The following is a 22,684-nucleotide window of genomic DNA, read 5'->3' on the forward strand; positions in this document are numbered from 1 at the left end:
AATGCTTGTCCAAAAAAAAGGGACGTTTGCCTAGGTTTTGGGACAAATGACCCTTTTGGGGGCTTTTATCCCTTATTTTGGGACAAATGACAAGCTATTTTTTAAAATAATCAGCAATCAAATCGGTGTAACGACGAGCAACGGGCAGCGGATATCCCACGTTTTTGAGTTGTAATTTATAGCCTTGGGCATTGCCCGTGATTTTAGATACTTGCTTTAAATTTACAATAAATGAGCGATGACAGCGCACGATGTCGCTGTTTTGGATCTGTTCTTCTAGCCGACTAAGGCTACTCCGAATCAGCATTTTTTGAAGGTTATGTTCCTTTAAAAACACTACCTCAGAATAATTACTGGCCGACTCAATAAACAACAGTTCGTCGGGCGAAAGGCTAAAGGTGTCTTTGAGATTTTCGGCAATTAACGTAATGGTTTCCTGCGATTTGGGCGTGGGATGCTTTTCCGTATTTGTTTTAATCTCTAGTTTGTCGGTGGCATATTTTCGTTGTAGGCGGGTATAATCCAGTAACGTAATAATGGTGGTAGGAATGATGCCAATGGCGACGGTAATGCATATCCATGCAAAAAGTTCTTTGAACTGAAATGAACTCACAAAAAACAATTGGCTATAAAGCCAATTACCTACAGAAATAACGACCAACACAATAACTACACCGAAGATTTCTTTTCCGACAGTCCAGTTGGCCTCAGAATACCAATTTCTGAATAAAACAGGCATTATAAAACTAATACCTGCAAGACATGTAAAGGTCACTAGCCCGTACCCAGCTAAAATCCAATTTTTATCGGGATGCTGCCAATACGACGCGCCAAAAGGCTGAAAGACAATCAAAAATAGTGCAATAAAAAGACCAGCCCCTGCCGACACCAAGAGCCAATAACGAGAATATAGGGCATTGTGAGGGTAGGGTTGGGAAAGCAGCGAAATCATATCAGATAGAAAAAAAGCCACTCCTAAGAATGGCTTTTTTGTAAAAAAATCAGTAAAAGCTTATACACCTTGTGAGGTCAACTTAGCGCCTAAATATTCGCGGTTGAGGCGGGCGATGTGCTCCAATGAAATTTCTTTTGGACACTCCGCCGAGCAAGCACCTGTGTTGGTACACGAGCCAAAACCTTCTTCGTCCATTTGCGCTACCATACGCTCTACGCGCATTTTACGCTCTGGTTGGCCTTGTGGTAACAACGCGAATTGAGATACTTTGGCCGACACAAAAAGCATCGCCGAAGCATTTTTACAAGCTGCTACGCACGCACCGCAACCAATACAAGCCGCCGCTGCAAACGCTTCGTCGGCGTCTTCTTTGGAGATAGGAATGCTGTTTGCATCTTGCGCGTTACCTGTATTGACCGAGATAAAACCACCTGCCGCTTGAATACGGTCAAAAGCGGTGCGGTCAACCACCAAGTCTTTGATAACGGGGAATGCTTGCGCACGCCAAGGTTCTACCACGATGGTGTCGCCGTCGTTGAAACTACGCATGTGCAATTGGCAAGTGGTAATGCCCCCTTTTGGTCCGTGTGGGCGGCCGTTGATGTACATGCTGCACATCCCACAAATACCTTCGCGGCAATCGTGGTCGAAAGCGATAGGTTCTTTGCCTTCGCTGATGAGTTGTTCGTTCAGTACGTCGAACATCTCTAAGAATGACATATCGGGCGAAATTCCTGCAACTTGGTAGGTTTCGATTTTCCCTTCTGTTTTTTTATTTTTTTGTCTCCACACCTTCAAGGTGAGGTTCATATCTCCTGCTGACATTTTTGTTTTGAAGTTTTTTTTGTCACGCTGTAAGCGTCTATAAACAATAGAACGCGGTTTTTAGACCCTTTCAGGGTGACAAAAGGTGATTACTTGTAAGAACGTTGCGCAATCTTAATGTTTTCGTACACCAAGTCTTCTTTGTGGAGTTCCCATTGGCTTTCGCCTGCATGTTCCCACGCCGCTACATACATGTAGTTTTCGTCATCGCGAAGTGCTTCACCTTCTTCAGTTTGGTACTCTTCACGGAAGTGACCACCACATGACTCGTTGCGGTTGAGGGCGTCGCGGCACATCAACTCACCCAATTCGATAAAGTCGGCTACGCGGCCCGCTTTATCAAGCTCAGGGTTGAACTCATCAACATCACCCATCACCCGAACATCAGACCAGAATTCTTTTTTCAATGCTTGGATTTCTGAAATTGCTTCTTTCAAACCAGCTTCGTTACGTGCCATACCGCATTTATCCCACATGATTTTTCCCAAACGCTTGTGGAATGCCTCTGGCGATGTTTTACCTTTAATCGAAACAAGTTTAGAGATACGGTCTTTCACTTGTTTTTCGGCTTCTACAAAAGCAGGGTGATCAGTTGGAATCGCGTTTGTACGAATTTCGTTGGCTAAGTAAGCACCAATTGTATATGGAATCACAAAATAACCGTCGGCCAAACCTTGCATCAAAGCACTTGCACCGAGGCGGTTAGCACCGTGGTCGGAGAAGTTGGCTTCTCCTAAGGCGTACAAACCAGGTACGGTTGTCATCAAGTTGTAATCCACCCAAAGGCCACCCATGGTATAGTGAACCGCTGGGTAAATACGCATTGGTACTTCGTACGGATCTTCGCCTGTGATTTGCTTATACATATCAAACAAGTTTCCGTATTTCTCTTTCACTACGGCTTTACCAAGTTCGGTAATTTTCTCAGCCGATGCGTCGTGGATGTTCAATTTATTAACCTCTCCTTTTCCGTAGCGCTGAATAGCCGCCGAGTAGTCGAGGTAAACCGCCATTTTTGATGTACCTACTCCGTACCCTGCATCACAACGCTCCTTCGCTGCACGAGAAGCGATGTCGCGAGGCACCAAGTTACCAAACGCAGGATAACGACGCTCCAAGTAGTAGTCGCGCTCGTCTTCTGGGATTTGGTTGGCAGGACGATTATCATCTTTCTTTTTAGGCACCCAAATACGACCGTCGTTACGCAATGACTCTGACATCAACGTTAGCTTCGACTGATGATCGCCTGATACAGGGATACAAGTTGGGTGGATTTGTGTAAAGCAAGGGTTGCCGAAGAATGCTCCTTTTTTGTGTGCTTTCCAAGCGGCGGTTACGTTAGAACCCATCGCGTTGGTTGAAAGGTAGAACACGTTTCCGTAACCACCCGTACAAAGCAACACTGCATGACCGAAATGACGCTCAACTTCGCCCGTTACCAAGTTGCGAGCAATGATTCCACGACATTTGCCGTCAATCACTACCACATCAAGCATTTCGTGGCGTGAGTACATTTTAACTGTACCCAAACCTACTTGACGCTGAAGACCCGAGTAAGCCCCCAAAAGAAGCTGTTGCCCTGTTTGTCCTGCCGCGTAGAATGTACGCTGTACTTGTGTTCCCCCGAATGAACGGTTCGACAACAAGCCACCATACTCGCGCGCAAACGGAACCCCTTGCGCCACGCATTGGTCAATGATAGAAGCCGACACCTGCGCCAAACGATAAACGTTTCCTTCGCGAGCGCGGTAGTCACCTCCTTTAATGGTATCATAAAACAAACGATAGGTTGAGTCCCCATCGTTTTGGTAGTTTTTAGCAGCATTGATTCCTCCTTGTGCTGCAATCGAGTGCGCACGACGGGCTGAATCTTGAAAACAAAAAGCTTTTACAGAATATCCTAGCTCAGCCAATGTGGCAGCAGCCGACGCTCCTGCTAAACCAGTACCTACAACGATAATTTCAAGTTTCCGCTTGTTTGCGGGGTTGACGAGCGCTACGGTCGAGCGGTATTTTGTCCACTTATCTTCGAGCGGCCCATCGGGAATTTTGGCGTTCAATTTAGGGGAGGTTGCCATATTTTCTAATTTGGAAATTGAAAAGTTCGGTAATTTAAAAATGAGTTAATCGCGAGAACCTATCATTTTGTGTCAAGAGCACATTCTCACATGAGTCATTTATCATTACATGCTCTTAAAGAAAAAGTATAAAGGCATAAGTGCAAATCCCACCGGAATAATAATCCCAAAAACGCCCGCTCCAAGAAAATTGAGGAGGGGATTGTATTTAGGGTGATTGATACCAAGTGTTTGGAAGGCACTTTGGAAGCCATGTACCAAGTGAAACGAAACGGCAAACATGGCAATAACGTAGAAAAGCACTAAAAGGGGGTTTTTGAACCCTTCCATTACACTGCGGTACAAGTCTTTTACGATGACGACGCGTGTTTGACTTTCTTCTCGTACAAATTCTTCCATTTTTCCTTTGATTTCACCTTCAAAGGGAGTTGAGGTTACTTCTCCTGTAGCGAGGCTTTGTTCGTACTGTGTGTAAGGTACATATCCAAACTTGTATTCAAACCAAAAATTGGACATGTGAACTACAATAAATACTAGCAATACAGTTCCTAAAATAGCCATATTGCGTGAAAACCACGAACTGTTTGCTTTGCCATTGTAGACTACGTAGCGTTGGTTGCCACGAGCTTTACGGTTTTGAGCAGCTAAATAAAGCCCCTCAAAAGCGTGTAAAAGAATAAAGGCATATAAGCCATAGGAAATGGTTTTAACCAGAGGGTTGGTGGTCATAAAAACGGCATAGACGTTGAAGGCCAAGCCATTGTCATTTTTGAATAACTGCAAGTTTCCACTCATGTGGACAAGGAGGAATGAGCACAAAAACAAGCCTGTTAATGCCATGACCAATTTTTTGCCAATGGAGCTTGTAAGTGTTTGAGTAAGCCAAGACATATCTCAATTTGTTAGATTAAAATGATGATTTTTTACGTTTTTCAGCGGTCAAAAGTAGGTCTCAATCAATTTAGAAACAATCTAAAGTCAAACTTTTTTTGGAAATGATGTATAGCTGTTTAAGCGTTTATTTTACAACCTTGTGTCTCATTTTTTTGTTTTGAAAAAAAAGCATAAAAAGACCCTCCAAAAGGCTTTACCATTTAAAATACTGATAAAATTTACACCATTTACTAAAATATTTCGTTTTTTAATCAATAATTGCAAGAACCTAACCAGAAGGTGTTTTTGACCCTTTTTATTCATACTAATTCCCATGAGGCATTTGACTCTACGTTTCTTACTCTTTTTGATGTGTGTGATGAGCACATACTATTCTTATGCAACCCACGTTAGGGCCGGTGAAATCACCGCCAAAAGAAAATCTGATAAAGATTTAACCTATACAATCACCCTCAATACCTACCACGATGAAATAGGAGGGCGTATGGCGAGTGATGGCCAAAACGACGTTACCTTTTGTATCCGACCTTTTGTGGGAGGAACAGGCTCAACGCTTTTGGCAAAGAGACGATTTAGGGGATCTATTAATAATGCGACTTCACTCAATATTTTTGAAGCAGACTTTTCTTTTTCTTCGCCGGGGGTGTATGTGATTTCGGTAGGTATCGAAAACCGAAACGACGGGGTAGTCAATATGAGCAATTCGGTCAATACTCCCTTTTATGTAGAAACTGTACTGGTTATCAATGCTTCTTTAGGTTTAAACAAAACGCCCGTGATGCTCAATCCCCCTTTGGATTCAGCACGTATAGGTCAAAAGTTTTGTCATAACCCTGCGGCTTTCGATGCCGATGGTGATAGCTTGTCTTATCGGTTGTCGATTCCCAAAAGAGGTGAGCCGGGTACTTGTATCAATCGCGTAGTAGATGGCTATCGTGACCCCGCTTTAGGTATCAATCCCGATGCTCGAAATGAATTACAGAATGGCCCCGCTACCTTTACCATCAATCCTATCACGGGCGATTTGTGTTGGGATGCACCCGCTGTGGCAGGTATTTATAATGTGGCCTTTATCATTGAAGAGTGGCGTGATGGAGTCAAGATTGGGGAAGTTGTCAGGGATATGCAAATCGTAGTGGCCGACGGAATCAATCGACGACCTATCATTGATCCTGTTGCTAATGTGTGTGTAGAAGCGGGCAGTACCGTCACACAGATATTCAGAGCAACCGATCCTGATAATAATCGGATGATTTTTTCTGCCTATGGCGGAGTTTTCAATACGACAGCCGACGGCCAACCTATCACCAATCCAGCTGATGCACTCATCGCTCCGAGCTATGCTACTTTTACTCCTACACCTACTCAACCGCAAGCTTCGCCGGCTATTGGTACATTTCGTTGGTTGACCAATTGTAACCACGTACGAGACGCACCTTACGATGTGGTAATCAAAGTAGAAGATTTGCCAGCGCGTACGAGTATTCAATTGGCCTCATTAGAGTCTTTTTCAATCACGGTAGTATCTCCAAAACCTGTGGGTCTGACGGCTCGCGCTTCGGGAGCTGCCGTACCAGGTTTTATCTTAAATTGGACGGCGTATCGGTGCCAACTGCCCGGTGCTCAAATCGCTATTTATCGCAAAGAAGGTTGTAGTGGAGGGACTTTCTCGGCCTGTACCAATCCAGGAGACCCCTTGGCCTTGGGATATACCGAAATAGCAAAAGTAGCTGCCACCGCTACTACTTACACCGACAATAACAACGGCTTGGGGCTGCGCCAGGGAGGAGTACAATATAGCTATCGTATTAGAGTCATATTTGCCTTGCCGCAAGGAGGCACAAGCCCGCTTTCGGACGAAACCTGTTTAGATTTGCCTTCGCAAATTCCGGTATTGACCAATGTGACCGTAGATACAACAAGCAATACGCGCGGGGTGATTACGGTTAAATGGACACGGCCTCCTTTTGCGCCCGGAGATGTACCCGGCCCTTATCAGTACCGACTTTCGCGCGCTACAGGACTCAATGGTACTAACTATGCCGTAGTGGCTACTATCAACACCAATCTGGGTAACAATGCTGATACCATTTTTGTGGATAGAAATCTTAACACTCTTGACAATGGCTATCGCTATCGATTGGAGTTTTTCCATACCCTCAATGGTACTTTGACAAGCTTGGGTACTACCGAAGCAGCAAGCAGTGTGCGATTGGCAGCTTCGCCTGCTTCGCAAGGTGTACGACTTGAATGGCAGGCTTTTGTACCCTGGCGCAATGAAAATCAAACTCACCGCGTGTATAGAGAGGTAAGAAATCGCCCCGGTACTTTTAATCTTATTGCTGAAGTGCCTGTTCAGGGAGCAAATACGTTTACTTATTTAGATAATGGGGTAGACCGCTTTTTGGCAGATGGAAATGCGTCTATCACGTTCTCGACCGATTCAACCTATTGTTATCGGGTCGAAACCGTAGGTACCTATGATAGTCCACGGATTAGGGTAGGGCAGCTTTTCAATTTTTCGCAAGTTTTTTGTGCCTCTCCTTCCGACAGTACCCGACCTTGTCCGCCGGTTCTTACGCTGGACCCTTTGGACTGTAATGATGCCACTACCACAAACTGCCCAGACAAAGTAAGCAATGATTTGAACTGGACTTATCCTAGCAAAGACGCTAACAACAGAGATTGTGCGCCAGCGGCTACTTATAACGTCTATTTTGCGGCTACGTCAGAAGGGACATTCCAGCGAATAGGTCAGACGACCGCACCTGTTACTAATTTTAGACACGGAGGACTGGACTCCTATGCGGGGTGCTATTATGTGACAGCCGTGACACGTTTCAACAGAGAAAGCGAAAGAAGCAATATCGTGTGTAAAGACAACTGTACGACTTATCGATTGCCTAATGTCTTTACGCCTAACAACGACGGCAAAAATGATTTGTTCCAGCCGCTTACTTGCCCTCTTTTTGTTGAATCTGTGGTGTTTGTGGTGTATAATCGCTGGGGACAAAAACTTTTTGAGACAACTAATCCCTCTTTAAATTGGGACGGTAAAACTTCCGACGGACAGGAAGTGGCAGCGGGTACCTATTTTTATCAGGCTACGGTGAAGTTTAAAACCATACAACCAACCAGCGAAGCAGTAGTTATTAAAGGTTGGGTACAGTTGGTGCGATAAACAGATTGGCAGATGCAAAAGGACGTGATTTTATTCGACGGGGTTTGTAATTTTTGTAATGCAAGCATCAATTTCGTGATAGACCACGACAAATCCCGTCGTTTTTGTTTTGCGTCCTTACAGTCTGATTATGGGCAAGCGATTTTGAGAGAGTATCAGCGGAGTGTTCAAGATTTTGACACGGTGCTGTTGGTTCGTGAAGGTAAATTGTACGAAAAATCCACCGCAGTGCTCGAAATCGCCCGTCATTTAGCGGGTTGGCGGTGGCTATATTTATTTAGATTTCTTCCTACTTCGATTCGGGATTTTGTGTATGGCCTCATCGCCCGAAATCGTTATTCGCTTTTCGGCAAAGCAGATGCTTGTCGGATTCCTACTAAAGAAGAACGCGCATTGTTTTTGGGGTGAAATTTGGTGATTTGAAGGTTAGATTGTTTGTTTGCAGACAATAAATCATCTTACAATTCACCCAATACATATGAAAGCATACGTTTTTCCTGGCCAAGGCTCGCAATTTAGTGGCATGGGTAAAGAACTTTACGACACAAATCCACAAGCTCGCATACTTTTTGATAAAGCCAACGAAATTTTAGGGTTTGAGATTACAAAAGTGATGTTTGAGGGCACCGACGAAGAACTCAAGCAGACCAACGTAACTCAGCCAGCTATTTTTATTCATTCGGTTATTTTAGCTTCCACCATTCAAGATTTCAAACCCGACATGGTGGCGGGGCATTCATTGGGTGAGTTTTCGGCTTTGGTGGCGGCTCAGGCACTCTCTTTTGAGGATGGTCTCAAGCTAGTAGCACAACGCGCCGATGCCATGCAGAAGGCCTGCGAACTGAATCCTTCTACGATGGCAGCCGTATTGGGGCTTGAAGATGCCAAAATCGAAGAAATCTGCGCCTCTGTGACGGACGAGGTCGTAGTAGCAGCCAATTTCAATTGTCCCGGACAAGTTGTTATTTCGGGCTCATTTGAAGGGGTGCGTTTAGCGGGAGAAAAACTCAAAGAAGCAGGTGCCAAGCGAGTGTTGCCTTTGGCGGTAGGAGGGGCGTTTCATTCACCTTTGATGGAGCCTGCTCGGGAAGAACTAGCCGCTGCTATCGAAAATACCAATTTTCAGACTCCCCTGTGTCCTATTTATCAAAATGTAAATGCCGAAGCCGCTACCGACGTAGCTACCATTAAAGCCAATCTTATCGCTCAATTGACCGCGCCAGTTCGTTGGACACAATCTGTCAGAAATATGGTGGCTGCGGGCGCTACTGACTTTGTAGAATGTGGGCCGGGCAAAGTACTACAAGGGTTGGTGAAGAAGATTGCCTCCGAAGTGACCACCGCAGGTGTCTAAAAAAAGAATTTTTTTTCAGCTCCTAAGGGTTTGAAAATCAGTTGTAAGAGTTAGAAGGCGTATTTTATTTGTCAAATATTTTCAAAATAGACTTGACACGTAAACTTAAAACTCCTACTTTTGCACCACCAAAATCGGATTGGCGGATGGTGTAACGGTAACACAGAAGATTTTGGTTCTTTTATTCAGGGTTCGAATCCTTGTCCGCCAACCAAAAGTTTAGTATAACTTGTACTACTAGCATTTAAGCCCTCACTAGAGGGTTTTTTTGTTTTAAGCCCTTCACGTTCACCCAACTAAAAAAAGCCCATATAAAAGGTGCACAAAATTTTTAAGAGGGTACACTATGCCGTTAACTAAATTCTTAGAATATATGTCAATTAAGGTACTGGAATTGTAATAAAACTTGAATTTTTAGTTCAAACCCAATTTCAATCCTTATGTTAATCAAAAACGAGAATGAGTATCGTAATCAACTTCAGATTACGCACAAAAAAAGGTTTACTCAAAACTAAACCTCATTACATTTATTGTAGACTTCGCGTAAATGGTGTTCCAGTAAGGTCAGACCTTGCGACACATGTATCATGCTTACCTCACGAATGGGATTCAAAAGCGCAACGAATTAGGGGCTATTCTGACCATGTACGTGAGCAAAATATCAAACTAGATAAATTTAAAAACGACCTTGATTCTATTTACAACGAATTGAGACGTTATGAAAAGCCAATTTCGGCTGAAATTATCAAACAAATCTACCTAAAGAAATTAGACCCTACACCGAGTACGCTCTTGGTCTATTTTAATTTGTATGTAGAAAATGAGCAAAAAGACAGGATAAAGAATTCTACGCTTAGAACATGGCAATCAAGATACAATGTCCTACAAGAATACATCGAAAAGGGACTAAAAAGGAAAGATGTTGATTTACTAGAAGTGACGCCCAAGTGGTTGATGAATTATCAAAAGTACTTGGTGAAACAGAAAGCAAATTGCCTCAATCATGCCGCCCGTGCAGTTGAATCCATTATGAGTGTTCTTGATTATGCAGTAGTAGAGGAGGTATTACCTTATAATTCGACTGTTTCTTTGGAGTTGCCACGCGATGAACGAAAAAAAATCAAATACCTTAACAAAGAACAACTCGAAAAGCTCAGTAGTTGCCCTTATTACTGCGAACGCTTACAGAAGGTGGTAGATTGTTTTTTAGTGCAATGTTATACAGGAATGGCTTATAATGAGCTTTTTTACTTTAATCCTTCAGAACATCTGGAAGATAGGAATGGGATTACTTACATTATCATTTACAGAGGCAAATCCACCGAGCTTTGCAGGATTCCGCTTTTGCCGCAAGCGCGTGAAATCCTTGAGAAGTATAATTACATCTTACCCGTGATTACCAATCAAAAGATGAATGATTTCATAAAAGAAGCAGCCAAGGTAGCAGGATTGAAGAAATGGGAGGAAATAACAACGCACGTAGGTCGTAAAACGTGTGGGTGCTATTTACTCAATGCGGGAGTAAGGATAGAAGTAGTTTCAAAGATATTGGGCCACAAATCTGTAAAAACCACAGAAACGTTTTACGCTGAATTATTTACTGAAAGCATCAGTGATGATTTACGAAAGAACGGATTAATCTAAGAAACAGAAAAGCCCCATCATTGGGGCTTTTCTGTTTTAGTTTCTATTTGCTATCATTTTAAAGTTGTGCTTTTGCGGCTCCTGTTGTGATGCATTCAATGGCCACTTTAATTTGATAGCAAAATCATAGCTCAGGAATGCAAACTTTACAAGTCGACCTTAAAATTTGCTATCAAATTAACTATATATATGGTTACCGCTAACGTTGAAGCATTGGCGATGAGGCGGTATTCGTTGAACGTCCAGTCCGGTGCCGCTGCTGATTAAAGATACAAAAGCTCATTGTTTATTCTATTGCTCAGCCTTATTCGTCTGGCGAAACCGAAGTCGAATAGCGAACAAAAGCTGAGAACATATTCGTCGCCCCGCCATATTGCCAATGCACTGTTAGCGGCAGATTTTCGTCAAGTATCTCTGTCTAAAATGAACTGTTGAATTTCGGCAGTCGTCTATTTTGCTTGTAATATTTGTAAAGCAAAAGTGCTTCAATATATGCTGGTGGTTCGTCTTGCTTTGAATATATAATGTAAAAGTCCAACGTCTTAATATTGTGCTCTGACATTAGTCCTTTAATGTAGTCATTGGTTTGAATATCCTTTTTTGTCATTTTGTCCTTTCCTCTTGATGCCAACAATCTGTTTTGAATAGAGTGGTCACCCAATGTGCCGTCGGTCTTGATTTTTCCTGCCATACCAATATACACGATTTCCTCTGTGTCTTTGTCAATCCAAATGTATACACCGTGCTTTCGTTCAACTTGCTGTCGGATTGTCTGGTTATATAATTCTCGTCCGATGTCTTGGTCAAAAATGCTTTTCTCGATTTGGAAGTTTACAATCGGTTCGTCTACAAACTCCTTAATGATTTCTTTTGCGTCGTCAAGTTTCATTTTTAGAATGTTGTCGTCAATTTGCCGCTAACGTTTTGCAGCAACCCGAAGGTGGCGATTTCGAAGTACTTCACTGTCAACCAAGCAGAAACTTTGATAGAAGTACAAAGCCTGATTTAACCACTGAAACGCCACTTTTGGGTAGGTGCTGTTATGGCTCGTTTTTATCTTGACACCCATACCTTAAACGCCATCATTATTCGGTTTGAAAACTCATACCAACTCATTTCTTGTCTTGAAGGACTCCCCGGCCAAGGGTCTCTCAAAACCACTTTGTCGGGAACAGTATTGTTATACATATCTGTAGAATAGTAAATTGCAGTCAATACGTAAGCGTGTCCAATTCCACCTTGTGGATTTCTTAGTCCTACAATTAGTGGCCATTTATAGGCAAGATTATTTGTTATTTCATTAATACTTGTCACGCCACTTTGACAATAAATTTGTGAAATCCTTCCTTGATAATTTGGTGCCCAGCCGCTAAGTGCATTCATTATTTGTTGTTGTCCTGCGGGTTGGTCGACTAAATTCCCATAAATTTTTTGAACTACCTGTTCTTGGTTAACATAAAGTCCGTGATAATTAAGAACCATTTGAACACAAGCTGCCCAACACCAATTTGTCTGTCGTTGTCTGCCTGAATGTTGTGCTGCTGAGTAAAACTCAAATTCCTGCGATGGAATTCCTGCTGAAAAATAATTCGGTCCAAGTTGAATGATACTTTGTCCGTTAGCTAAGTCTGACAGTAAGATTGTCAAACAAAGAAAAATTTGTCTGATTATTTTCATATGTGTCTGTTTTTAAAATGAGCCATAACGTTTTGCAGCTACCCGAAGGTGGCGATTTCGAAGCCCTTCACTGTCAACCAAGCACAAACTTTGATAGAAGTACACAGCTTGATTTAACCACTGAACCGCCACTTTTGGGTAGGTGCTGTTAGCACCAGTTTTTCTTTCTTCTGTCTTGTTATGCACCACTTGCCAATCTGTATTTGATAATAGCTTTTTTGTCAATTCGGTCGGTAATATCGACTAGGTAGCAAAGTTTGTCACATATTTCACTAACTGTCATTTGATGTTCAGCATTTAACACAAATAGTCCAGCAAAAAATTGAAGAAATTTTTCATCTACAATTCCATTTCGATGAGAATAGAGATGTCGTATTTGCAGGATTTTTTCAATTTCATTTTGTTGTGTGTCATCTATCGCAGCTAATTCACTTATTTGTTTGTTGTCTTTAATAAAACCCTTCACGCTTCCTTTTTGCAATTTACTTAACTTCTGTTTTGACCAGTATCTAACAAAATCTTGAATGTCTGAACAGTTTAACACTTCCTCTATTGTTACTGTTTGTCCTGATTTTAGAGTAGATGGATTTGCTAAAAATATTTCATAAAGTAAGTCTGATAAGTAAGTTTCGAAATTGTCTACAAATGAAGAAAATAATATTCTCGACAGTATTTTCCCCTCTTGATTTGTCGTAAATTGGATTGGGTCGACAGGGTATAATAAAATGCCAAGGTCATCCATAATTTTAAGAATACTTTGATAATGTTCTAATAGCTTAATCTTAGAATTAGTAGCGTTGCTTTTTAATTCTTCAAGTTGAAGATTAATGTCCTTGATTCGGGAATATCCATTTGTTTTAAATACTATTTCTGGTGCGTTAACTAATTTGGAAGATGCTCCAATTCTTTTATAAATTTTATTTTCTAATGAAATTACAGAAGTTGACTTTTCGACTTTTATTACGTAAAGTTTTTTGCCTTTATGAACTACGTATTGATAATGAACTATCGGTTGGGGTGATAAAAGGTCTAATGCTTTATGTGTAATTGTATTTGCGTGAAAATCTTCACTTAAACCATTTATCTCATAGTTATCCGCAACACCAAGCACAATATAACCTCCCTCTGAATTCGCAAATGAGCAAATTAATTGTGCTATATTCTTTGAAGGAGGCAAAACCGCTTTATACTCAAGCGTTTCGCTTTCAGGTATGCCAATCAAATGACCTATTTCATTTTCGATATTCATTTTTACACTGGTATTTTATTTATTCCCGTAGTTTTAAGAATTTTACCTAAAGTTAAATGTCTTGGTATTTCTATTCCGTTATCAATCCAAAGTTCTGCATTGGCATAATCTAAAGTGTCTTTTTCTGAACTATAATAAACAATTACTTCTCCATTGTCCGATGGTCGTACAACAATATGAATTAAAAGACCATCCTTTTTTATGCCGCCAATTACAGTATTTGCAAGTTCTTCCAATTCAGTACAATCGTAATCGGGTTGTTTTTTCAAATGCTCAATTATATTCTTCTTTGCTCTTGCAATAAGTTTTTGAACATAAATAAACATATCTACATTAGGAGTTGAGGTATGATTAAACATTTGAGCTAAGTCTTTATCTTTTAAAGCTTCCTCTAGTTCTTCGATTGAAGTCACCCCAAGACTTACTAGAACATCCTGGGTAATTTCAGATTTCAGATTATTAGCACTTATTCCTTGGGATAATAATAACATCCTTTTCAATTCTGAAATATCATTAGCCTTAAACTCCTTTAATAAATTAGATAGTTCTTCAACTTTTTTAAGGTTATCCAATAACTGAGGATTGGTATCAAGTGCTTGAGCAACTTTTGAAAGTTGTGCCAAATCAGTTTTACTTCGCATAACTTTATATAGACTGTCTTTATCTACTATTGTATTCATAAACAATTCTGCTCTGCGCCTATATAATTCAGAGAAAAGTTGTTTACCTAAGTCTTTATTATTTTCAAACCATTCGGAAAGAAGGCTAATGGATTTAATGAAATCTTCATTTGTATTTATTGAACTTTTTAGTCTTTCATTTATTTTTTCTGTGATTTTGGAAGCAATATCTTTCTTTGTTTTGGGGATATATTCACCAAATAGCACTTTTTTACTAAGTAACTTGTCTCGCCAATCATCACCTAATAAACGAAGAATATTTACGAGAGTGCTATCTTCAATTTCGTCAATAAATAACTCCGATTTCTTTTTGAAAACACCTTTTTGATTAGGTGTAATTGTATGTTTTTCGAATAAAGTCAGGTTTGTTTCGTCACTTAATAAAAATGAGCAAAATGAGTTTAACCATTCAAAAGTTTCTTTGCTTTCTTTGGTTAGAGTTTCTCCTAAATTAGTGATGTTTTCTTGCTTAGCAACAGTAGATGCTAAAACTGGATAGGTTAACTTTTGCCATTCATCCCAAGATAATTCAGCCCACTGAATTACGTGTTTCTTTCTACTTACGAGATTAGGAAACAAATCGTAAGTGAATTGCCAAATTTTTGTTTGAACTTTATCTGTATATGATTTTGCAGGAAACCAAAGTTCCTTTATGGTTTTTTTTTCTGAAGCAGTATCTTCAAGTTCAACTAGCTTAGATTCCAAAAGAAATTCTCGTAAAGGTTTTTGAATGCTTTCCTTATACCAGTATTCATCAAAGTACTTTTCATTAGTTGAAGGGGTTCTCGTTTCAACAATGTGATATAAATCGAAGAAAGGTTTATCAGAGATTTCATTTAAAAGAGTTTTGAAAAGTTCAACAGCTTCTTCAAATAATTCCTGATTTTCTTGAACTTCATCATCATCATTTCCTTTCAGCCAAACCCCATCTCTTTCTGTTTGAGGATTAAAATAGAAACTATTAATTATTAAGGGAAAATGAAAATTTTCAGTTCCAATTAAAGGGAAATCGCAGAATATCTTAGGGGTATCTTTCAAGCTTTTTAGCACATAACCGGTTTCTGATTTTTCAATTTCAGACCCAATGCAAACTCTTTCATTTGATTTTACCAATAAGAGTATCTCTGATTTTAATGAATTGACAGTTTGCGTTATGTGTTTAATAAAATTCTCTTGTTCTTGGTTACTATTTTCAAATGTTATGGTTTTACTAGATGTGTTATCAATTAAATCGACTCTGTGAATCTTAGGAATAAATGCTAAAACGAATGGTATGAGTTTAATGAATTCTTCTACTCCGATTCTTGCTATTTCTTTTTGCTCTATCGTATCAAGTTTGTAGGAAAATGAAGTGTTGAAATTATTTATATCATATGTATCATTAATTTTTTTAGCTGAATTATGAAATTCAGTCCAAGCATTTTCGATTTTTGGAATAAGTTGTGTTGTTGTTTTCCCTTCTCTGTCCAATGGAAACTCAAAGCTGTAAAAGTCTTTACTTTTAGTCTCTAAAACTCCCTTTACTTGTATTACCCTAGATAAAAGATGTGTTGTTAAAAAACCAGTTCCAAATCTTCCTGTCCTTTTTGTCTGCTGCCCTTCTTCAATCTCTTTAGAAGAAATTTGATTTATTAATCCCCGTACGTCTTGCTCTGTGAAATGAACACCATTGTGACGAAATTCAACTTCGTTATCTTTAAGTTCAATTTGAATTGATACGCCTCTGTCATTATAGTCTGCTATACTGTCCTTTGCATTTTGTAAAAGTTCCCAAGCCCAACGACCTTGATTATTCTCTACGGTTTTTTCCAAATCGTGTAGTCGCTTAATTATTTTGTCTGCGATTGAACGATTACCGTCTTCCTTTCTTCCTTCTTCTATAGATTGAATCATATTTGTCGTGATGGTCGTTTTAAAATTGGTGCTAACACAATATAGACGCAACCATTGCGCCTATACCCCAAATATACCCACTTTCAATAAAATGTACCTAATAATTTCATAGGATATTATGCAAATTTTCCCCCAAAATGAGTAACAACTAAACAGACATAGCATTTTTAGCGCAAAATCGCCCATTTTGCTATCATTTTGTGGTTGCAAAAACGTAGCTACAGCTGAAGGTTGAGGAAAAATGCTATCAAAATCATTGCCCAGGAACAAAAAATTTTCAAGTCCGGGCATGAATTTGCTATCAAAAAAACAAACCCCCCCGCCATTGGCAGAGAGGTTTTGTACCACCCAAAAAATAAAACCGAAGAATTAGAAACCTATCCCTCAAATGAAGGATAGATTTACTTTGATAGCAAACAAAAAAAGACGCCCCCTAAACCTCATGAGCCACTTCGCCAAAGGGCTGGACAATGGCCTCATTTGGCAAGGAATACAAGACAAAAAATTCATTCAATCGTGGGCCTTTATGGGCAGGTTTAACCAAATGCGTCGCTTTGGTGTGTTGCAGCTCAGAAAGCAGCTTTCGCGGGCATTTTTGATAAAAAATAGACCTGTTTAGCCCCAATTTCTTCAAGGCTTTGGAAATTGCCCACCCCCTTTCGACCATGTCCAACAAAATAGGAAATGCCTGCTCGTACTTCATGCTTTGAGTTGGTTAGGCTTGACCCAAATCTTGAAGGGTTGACGTCGATTTTTAAACCACCCCGCCAACACCTTCCAATCTTGGCACCACCCCTTTCCATAGCGAAGAATACACCAAAAAGAAAGGGCAGGGAGTTGGATTTCCACCCTCGTAACTTTACCCAAGCCGTCGGTTTGTCGTTGTCCCGTGGGCGTCCCTAGCTTGAATCCTTGGGGTAAGCTCAAAGTCGGTAAGCGGGTAGGACAAACGGGCAAGGCCATTCCCTTAATCTGGTTGTGATGAGGGTAGATGATGATAAACAAAGGGTTTGAGGCACAAACGGGGGATTTCATGGAAAAGGGATTAGTAAATACCAAGACTACGCAGGTAAAGAATGGCACGGTAAGGCAAACGAAGAAACTTTCGGTAGCCCAATTGGTGCAACTGGTGAGCTTGCTCAGGCGTCAACAACCGAAACAAATCGCCCTGACTCAACCCGCATTGTTTTTCATAGGCGGTCAGACTGACGAGTTGAGTTTGGTAGTCAGGCAGGGGAAATACCTCAAGGAGATAATCCAATGCCCCTCTGGTGAGCAATCGCTTAGGACAATAGCCCATTTGTTTCAAACGGGATTGTTCCTCAGGGGTGAGGGCTTGCCAGAGCTGTCCCCTTTGCAATCCCGACGCCTCCTCGTACTCGTAGAAAAAACATCTTTTCATAAAGTGGCTTTACGCTTGTTTTTGCCCTTGTAAAAGGCCAACTGACGCTCAGAAAAAGGTTTCTTTTTGGGGTAATGAGTCCCAAAGACATAATCCCAAAGAGGGGAGGAAACGCCAAAACACTTATGAGCATTGACCAAATGGTGGTATTGGTGATGATACAACAAAGCGTTGGGGACGATAGAGGAATGCGAAAAGAAGTGAATCGCCACGTAAGCCAATACGCCGACCGAGAAGCCAATCCCAAACCAATTCCCCCCACAAGCAGACAAACAAAGCAGGGCGATACCTAAGAGCAAAAAAGGGACTTCGGTAGGTCTTTTGGTGGGGTGTTGGTGGTGAAACTGGTCATGGAGGAGGTAATTAGAGGTTTTACGGTGGAGGACGAATCGGTGAAAAATGTATTCGATAAATGTCCAGAGCAAAGCCCCGAAGAGAAACAGGAAAAGATTCATGGCTGAAAAAGGATAAGAAAGGTAAGACAAAAGATTTATCGTCGAGGCGAACCACTGTTGGAATCGTCATCGGTAGAGCGTCGGGGCGAACCTCCGTTGTCATCATCATCATCTTCCTGCTGAGATTCTTCCTTGTCTGACCCCCTCCGTTCGGAGCCTTCCGTTTCCTGGGAAGGTTCTTGGGTTTTGTTGGTTGATTTACCGTCGGTGTCTTGATTGGCCGTGGTGTTGTTGGGCTTATTGGTCAAAGGTCGAATGAAGAGCAGGTAAAAGAAAACTAAGAGAGCCATGACGATACCCAAGACGGTGAGGATGATTTTAAGCAGGGAGGAAGTGGGTTTGGCGGGTTCTTGCAAGGGCAAACCCCCCAAATAGCGTTGTTGTAAATCATTCATGGGATTGAAGTACATCTAAGATGAGTTGAGCGATAATTTGTAGTTCAGCCACGACAAAATCGTGGGTTAAACCCGATTCAATGGACATGATTTCGTCACCGTCGAGTTGGTAACTAGCGACGACCTTCAAAGGCACGTTAGGATTGTCTTTAAAGACCTTTTGAGCGCGTTTTGCTTCGGCCAACATCTCACGGAGTTGTTGGGGAGGGCATTGGTCTAAATTCTCATGAATAATCATGGCAAAACGGAGTTTGAAGGATTGGGACGGTATTTGTGCAAGGCCGAAAAGGGAAAATGTTGTTCGCCCTCCACAACCTGAAAAGTGTTGGAAATAGGGTCGAGCAACCAAACCTCATCGGTTTCGGTGTCGTAGATGCGGGTAGCCCATTTCTGTTTAGGGGGACGTTGGTAATTCTCCCGAATGACCTCAATCATGAGTTGTCGGACTTGCTTTTTGGCAATGACCTTATCGGGCAATTCGTCGGGGTCGTCGGTGGTTTGTTTGATGACGTACATGTTGGACTCCCTGAGCAACCTCGGCGCCATTTCAGCGTAGTTGTGTCCCTGAAAAATCAGCTCGTTTTCGTTGTTTTTGGGGGTTTTCAGGATACGTTTTCTTTCTTGGGTGAGATTACCTTCAAAGAAGATACCACAGTCGTCAAAGACGATGCAGGTACGTCGGCTGAAGTGCGTCATGAGGTGGCAAAACTCGTCGAATTGTTCTTCATCCCCCCTGACAATGGCCCTGAAGGGATAAGCCAACCAATCCAATTGGGGGATTTGTGGCAGGGTCAAAGGATGCAGGGGGTACTGCAAATAAGAATCGTTGTTGGAGTGGTCAAAAACGACGATAGACTTAGGGCAAACGGGACTCAAAAAAAACTCCTCGGCGAGCTGCATAGCCGTGAAGGTTTTGCCCACGTCGCGGGAGCCAGTGACCAACCAAGTATTACCTTTCAGGTTCATGGGTGTTTGGGTTTAGGTTTGAACTTGGCAACGGCACCCGACATTTTTTCGGCGATGACCTCCTTCCCCGCGCTACCGATTTCGGCGACGGTGATGAGGGTCAAACTCCAAAAGAACTCGTTGGGGCTTTGGAGTTGGAGTTCGCCCCTTAGGTTTTGTTCCCTCATTTGCTGAAAGATGATTTCCTCGTAAATGGCAATGACTTCAAGGTCAGAGAGGATCGCGGATTTGGCTTTTTCAATCTTACGCCGACGTTCGACGGCCTTTTGCATTCCCTGGGCCATCTCACGGTCGTGTTCAGAGAGGGCGGCATCGTTTGATTCGAGTCTTTCGACCATTTCGACCATGAGGTCAGAAGCGGCCATCCCCCCCAACACGTCACGGGCAAAGCGGGAAATGGTTTCGACGTACTTGAGGTTGACGGTAGCTTTCCACTTGGCCATGCTACGGAGCTTTTCTTCCTCGACTTGTGGTTTGACAACGGGCGCAGGAGGCAAGTAAGGAGCCAACAAGGGATTGGCTACCACCGTATCAGGCGAGGGGGTGGACGAAGCTTGAAAAGGTAAGGCATCGGCACGCGGGGGCGTTTGGGAGGGTAGTTCAGCTCTTTTTTGGGCGAGCGAACCTTCAAACATGCGTTTGGTGGCATTGGCGGCGGCTTGGGCGGCATCGTTAGCGATGATACCCAAATACTTTTGTTTAAGGTCAGGAAACATGGCAGTTAACGGGAGAGACGTTTGAGGAGATTGGAGAGCAGTCGGGATACCCCCGCGAAAGCGTGGGATTTGAGCCAGTCGAAGACTTTTTCACGGTAGGCGTCGAGCGTATGGGCAGTTCGGGCAAGGAGTCCCTTTCGTTGCTGAAGCCGCATGATTTCCTCGGCGATGAAAGGCCGCATCCACAGTTGAATCGCTTGGGGGTTTTGGTGGAGCAGACCCATTTGGGCGAGGGTATCGGTGAGCAAACGGAGTTGGACTTCGTTTTGCACCATGATAGGGGGCAATTGCTGTTGGAATTCGAGGGCGGCAATGGCATCCACAAAAAAAGCCTTGGCTAACTCGGGTTCAAACTCCCCAAAATCTTCCACAATGGTTAGGTTATCATCGATGATGACGAGTCTCATGGGATTTGAGGGATGAAGGTCATGAACTGATGAAGAATGGCTTCGGCGTCAAGGTCGATGTCGGCGTTTTCGACGCGTTGGGCGATGTCGCGAATGGCTTCGATGACGGTTGGGTTACAGAAGGCATCGTAGGCGATTTGTTCGGCCGACAAGGGGGCAGGGATGAGTTGCCGAAGCTGTTGGTTTTCGGCTTCGAGGGCTTGCAGTCGGGAGAGCAATTCGGGGGCGGTCGAATGAGTGTCTTGGGGATTGGCGACGAATTGGGCGAGGGCTTCGCGGAAAATGTTGTTGACGTGAGTGGCGCGCATTTGGGCGAGACGGAGGAACTTTTGTTCAAGGGAGATACCGATTTTGAGGGAGACTTGTTGGGTGTAAGACTCACGTGGCGTGTTGGGATTAGGAAGAGGGGGGAACATGGGCGTTAGGCTTGGTTTTGGGCGAAGTTGGGGAGGGGGAAATAAGCTTACAAAGGGGGATAGGTGGAAACATGGGAGAAGCGGGGGAATCCTAAGGAATCCAATGGGAACCCAAGGAATCCAAACAGGAATCGGATTCCTCAAGGAAATGGAGGATTCCTAGGAATCCAAGGAATCGGAATCCTCGAAAAAGGCAGGATTCCTTGAGGAATCCAAGGAATCCTAGGAATCCGATTCCAAAAAGGGGTATATATCAAACAGGAATCGGATTCCTCGAAAAAGTGGGGATTCCTAGAGGAATCCTAAGGAATCCTCGGAATCGGATTCCAAAAGAAGTATGTATCAAACAGGAATCGGATTCCGAAAACATAGTTAGGAATCCGTTGGAAATTTGTAAGGTTATTAGTTGTAAATTACCCTAAAAGTAAGTTTTTTTGTTTGACAAATGTTAATGTAGCACAAAAGCAAACCTCCCCATAGTTCGATGAGACCGCTAGAAGAATTTCAGATACCTTATGAAGTAGAAGTGAATGCGAAGTTGTTAGACCGCAATGGTATATTCTCGACGAAGTATGCCGAATACAAAATGGCGAAGATACGTAGGGAGTTGGGACTACGGTTGATTACGGTGCGTACTTTCTGTGACTACTTCAAAATTGACCCTGTCAGGTTTAGTCGGTTGAAGTGAGGGGGGAATACTGATAAGTGACTAAGTTGATAATACATTTACCCCGCTGTTATTATAGCAAGCTATAAACAGAAATTAAATTCATTTTTCTGAGGGCCAGAAAGCAAAAAGGACTTTGTAAGATTTGTTTTTTCTAAAGCAAACACTGACATTTTCATTCCCCCCCATAATCGTGTTAGGATGATAGCAATTCCAGTATAAAGTGTCTGTTTTTGGCTTGTCGTAAGGCGAAGTGTGAGGAGTCCCTAGTATATCAATAACTTGTGCTTTGCTCTTTCCTATCAAAAATGTCTGATTATTCTGCAAATCTTCAAGCATAGTGTGTCTGATTTTACCACTCAAACTATCACTTTTCCAAATTTCACTATTAAAGGGTTGATTAGGGGGATCCTTAAAAGCATCTTCGAGGAAAGCTAATCCACAGCTTCTAAGTGAGAAAATAAATAGAATGAATAGCGCTATTCTGGTAATAAAAGTGGTAGGATAAATGCTTGAAGAAAAGAGTTTTGACACGATTCGTTTAGCAAAAATCATTATCAGCAATAAGACGAAGGTCAAAAAGAAGTAAACAAGAAACATGTATTTTCAATAGTAATATAAAGCTAAAAAGCTTTAGGATTAAAGTAGCGTTACTCCATTACAAAAGGTGTCTTTGTGTACTTTTCAAAGAATCGGGCTTGGTGGGTTTGCACCACTGGTGAAAACCCACCAAAAAATAGTTACAAAAGTAACAAGTTACAAGATAGCAATTTGTAACTAATTGTAACTTTTTGTAACTATTTTTTTTAAAAAAGTTACATGTCTAATAA

Annotated in this window: 24 protein-coding genes and 1 tRNA gene; 7 read left to right on the forward strand and 18 right to left on the reverse strand. The window is 41.9% G+C overall.

Annotated features, from left to right (window positions below; all coding sequences use genetic code 11):
• Positions 1 to 94 precede the first annotated feature (94 nt).
• The 4 genes from G563_RS0131375 to G563_RS0131390 form a co-directional block, all read right to left on the reverse strand.
• Positions 95 to 973, reverse strand: a complete 879-nt coding sequence (locus G563_RS0131375) for a LytR/AlgR family response regulator transcription factor (RefSeq protein ID WP_157585750.1) — start codon at positions 971 to 973, stop codon at positions 95 to 97.
• Between the two features lie 39 nt (positions 974 to 1,012).
• Positions 1,013 to 1,765, reverse strand: coding sequence for a succinate dehydrogenase/fumarate reductase iron-sulfur subunit (locus tag G563_RS0131380; protein WP_211235326.1), 753 nt, complete (start codon positions 1,763 to 1,765; stop codon positions 1,013 to 1,015).
• Between the two features lie 104 nt (positions 1,766 to 1,869).
• Positions 1,870 to 3,858 (reverse strand): fumarate reductase/succinate dehydrogenase flavoprotein subunit, encoded by a 1,989-nt coding sequence (locus tag G563_RS0131385; protein ID WP_028668828.1) that lies wholly within the window; start codon positions 3,856 to 3,858, stop codon positions 1,870 to 1,872.
• Positions 3,859 to 3,963: 105 nt separating this feature from the next.
• Positions 3,964 to 4,749, reverse strand: a complete 786-nt coding sequence (locus G563_RS0131390) for a succinate dehydrogenase cytochrome b subunit (protein WP_028668829.1) — start codon at positions 4,747 to 4,749, stop codon at positions 3,964 to 3,966.
• Between the two features lie 361 nt (positions 4,750 to 5,110).
• On the opposite strand from G563_RS0131390, the gene G563_RS0131400 reads away from it, so the two are divergent.
• The 5 genes from G563_RS0131400 (at position 5,111) to G563_RS0131425 (ending at position 10,931) form a co-directional block, all read left to right on the forward strand.
• Positions 5,111 to 7,933 carry a T9SS type B sorting domain-containing protein gene (locus G563_RS0131400; protein WP_229598593.1) on the forward strand — a complete coding sequence of 941 codons (2,823 nt, stop codon included), beginning with the start codon at positions 5,111 to 5,113 and terminating at the stop codon, positions 7,931 to 7,933.
• A 12-nt stretch (positions 7,934 to 7,945) separates the two neighbouring features.
• Positions 7,946 to 8,341, forward strand: coding sequence for a thiol-disulfide oxidoreductase DCC family protein (locus G563_RS0131405; protein WP_028668831.1), 396 nt, complete (start codon positions 7,946 to 7,948; stop codon positions 8,339 to 8,341).
• Between the two features lie 70 nt (positions 8,342 to 8,411).
• The gene (gene fabD / locus G563_RS0131410; protein ID WP_028668832.1) at positions 8,412 to 9,287 is read left to right on the forward strand and encodes an ACP S-malonyltransferase; all 876 of its coding nucleotides are present in this window, start codon (positions 8,412 to 8,414) and stop codon (positions 9,285 to 9,287) included.
• 140 nt (positions 9,288 to 9,427) lie between these two features.
• Positions 9,428 to 9,501: transfer RNA gene (locus tag G563_RS0131415), tRNA-Gln, on the forward strand.
• 245 nt (positions 9,502 to 9,746) lie between these two features.
• Complete coding sequence (locus tag G563_RS0131425; RefSeq protein ID WP_028668833.1) at positions 9,747 to 10,931, forward strand: site-specific integrase; 1,185 nt, start codon at positions 9,747 to 9,749, stop codon at positions 10,929 to 10,931.
• Between the two features lie 418 nt (positions 10,932 to 11,349).
• Here G563_RS0131425 and G563_RS0131430 read toward each other — a convergent pair whose 3' ends face one another.
• The 4 genes from G563_RS0131430 to G563_RS0131445 form a co-directional block, all read right to left on the reverse strand.
• Complete coding sequence (locus tag G563_RS0131430) at positions 11,350 to 11,820, reverse strand: hypothetical protein (RefSeq protein WP_028668834.1); 471 nt, start codon at positions 11,818 to 11,820, stop codon at positions 11,350 to 11,352.
• 164 nt (positions 11,821 to 11,984) lie between these two features.
• Positions 11,985 to 12,608 (reverse strand): C39 family peptidase, encoded by a 624-nt coding sequence (locus G563_RS0131435; protein WP_028668835.1) that lies wholly within the window; start codon positions 12,606 to 12,608, stop codon positions 11,985 to 11,987.
• Between the two features lie 178 nt (positions 12,609 to 12,786).
• Positions 12,787 to 13,857 (reverse strand): AlbA family DNA-binding domain-containing protein, encoded by a 1,071-nt coding sequence (locus G563_RS0131440; protein WP_028668836.1) that lies wholly within the window; start codon positions 13,855 to 13,857, stop codon positions 12,787 to 12,789.
• A gap of 2 nt (positions 13,858 to 13,859) precedes the next feature.
• Positions 13,860 to 16,430: a sacsin N-terminal ATP-binding-like domain-containing protein gene (locus tag G563_RS0131445; RefSeq protein WP_037328701.1), complete on the reverse strand. Its 2,571-nt coding sequence runs from the start codon at positions 16,428 to 16,430 to the stop codon at positions 13,860 to 13,862.
• 442 nt (positions 16,431 to 16,872) lie between these two features.
• On the opposite strand from G563_RS0131445, the gene G563_RS38560 reads away from it, so the two are divergent.
• Positions 16,873 to 17,049, forward strand: coding sequence for a hypothetical protein (locus G563_RS38560; protein ID WP_169579826.1), 177 nt, complete (start codon positions 16,873 to 16,875; stop codon positions 17,047 to 17,049).
• An 80-nt stretch (positions 17,050 to 17,129) separates the two neighbouring features.
• On the opposite strand, the gene G563_RS0131460 is transcribed toward G563_RS38560, so the two are convergent.
• The 9 genes from G563_RS0131460 to G563_RS38310 are packed head-to-tail and all read right to left on the reverse strand — an operon-like array spanning position 17,130 to position 21,187.
• Positions 17,130 to 17,465, reverse strand: a complete 336-nt coding sequence (locus G563_RS0131460) for a hypothetical protein (protein ID WP_028668839.1) — start codon at positions 17,463 to 17,465, stop codon at positions 17,130 to 17,132.
• Between the two features lie 10 nt (positions 17,466 to 17,475).
• Complete coding sequence (locus G563_RS0131465; protein WP_028668840.1) at positions 17,476 to 17,832, reverse strand: hypothetical protein; 357 nt, start codon at positions 17,830 to 17,832, stop codon at positions 17,476 to 17,478.
• Positions 17,829 to 18,287, reverse strand: coding sequence for a sterol desaturase family protein (locus tag G563_RS36390; protein WP_051211327.1), 459 nt, complete (start codon positions 18,285 to 18,287; stop codon positions 17,829 to 17,831). The genes G563_RS0131465 and G563_RS36390 overlap by 4 nt, the downstream gene beginning before the upstream one ends.
• A 35-nt stretch (positions 18,288 to 18,322) precedes the next feature.
• Positions 18,323 to 18,682, reverse strand: a complete 360-nt coding sequence (locus tag G563_RS0131475; RefSeq protein ID WP_028668841.1) for a hypothetical protein — start codon at positions 18,680 to 18,682, stop codon at positions 18,323 to 18,325.
• Complete coding sequence (locus tag G563_RS0131480; RefSeq protein WP_028668842.1) at positions 18,675 to 18,920, reverse strand: hypothetical protein; 246 nt, start codon at positions 18,918 to 18,920, stop codon at positions 18,675 to 18,677. Before G563_RS0131480 ends, G563_RS0131475 begins: the two co-directional genes overlap by 8 nt.
• A complete protein-coding gene (locus G563_RS0131485; RefSeq protein WP_028668843.1) occupies positions 18,917 to 19,648 on the reverse strand; it encodes a hypothetical protein in 732 nt (243 codons plus the stop codon). Before G563_RS0131485 ends, G563_RS0131480 begins: the two co-directional genes overlap by 4 nt.
• On the reverse strand, positions 19,645 to 20,364 hold the full coding sequence (locus G563_RS0131490) for a hypothetical protein (RefSeq protein ID WP_028668844.1): 720 nt from the start codon (positions 20,362 to 20,364) through the stop codon (positions 19,645 to 19,647). Before G563_RS0131490 ends, G563_RS0131485 begins: the two co-directional genes overlap by 4 nt.
• 5 nt (positions 20,365 to 20,369) lie before the next feature.
• Positions 20,370 to 20,771, reverse strand: coding sequence for a hypothetical protein (locus G563_RS0131495; protein WP_028668845.1), 402 nt, complete (start codon positions 20,769 to 20,771; stop codon positions 20,370 to 20,372).
• Positions 20,768 to 21,187 carry a hypothetical protein gene (locus G563_RS38310; protein WP_028668846.1) on the reverse strand — a complete coding sequence of 140 codons (420 nt, stop codon included), beginning with the start codon at positions 21,185 to 21,187 and terminating at the stop codon, positions 20,768 to 20,770. The genes G563_RS0131495 and G563_RS38310 overlap by 4 nt, the downstream gene beginning before the upstream one ends.
• Positions 21,188 to 21,671: 484 nt before the next feature.
• Here G563_RS38310 and G563_RS38315 point away from each other — a divergent pair, with 484 nt between their 5' ends.
• Positions 21,672 to 21,875, forward strand: a complete 204-nt coding sequence (locus G563_RS38315; protein ID WP_157585752.1) for a hypothetical protein — start codon at positions 21,672 to 21,674, stop codon at positions 21,873 to 21,875.
• An 81-nt stretch (positions 21,876 to 21,956) separates the two neighbouring features.
• On the opposite strand, the gene G563_RS0131510 is transcribed toward G563_RS38315, so the two are convergent.
• Positions 21,957 to 22,388: a hypothetical protein gene (locus G563_RS0131510; RefSeq protein WP_157585754.1), complete on the reverse strand. Its 432-nt coding sequence runs from the start codon at positions 22,386 to 22,388 to the stop codon at positions 21,957 to 21,959.
• Positions 22,389 to 22,684 lie beyond the last annotated feature (296 nt).

Source organism: Runella zeae DSM 19591 (assembly GCF_000423565.1).
Lineage (GTDB): Bacteria > Bacteroidota > Bacteroidia > Cytophagales > Spirosomataceae > Runella > Runella zeae.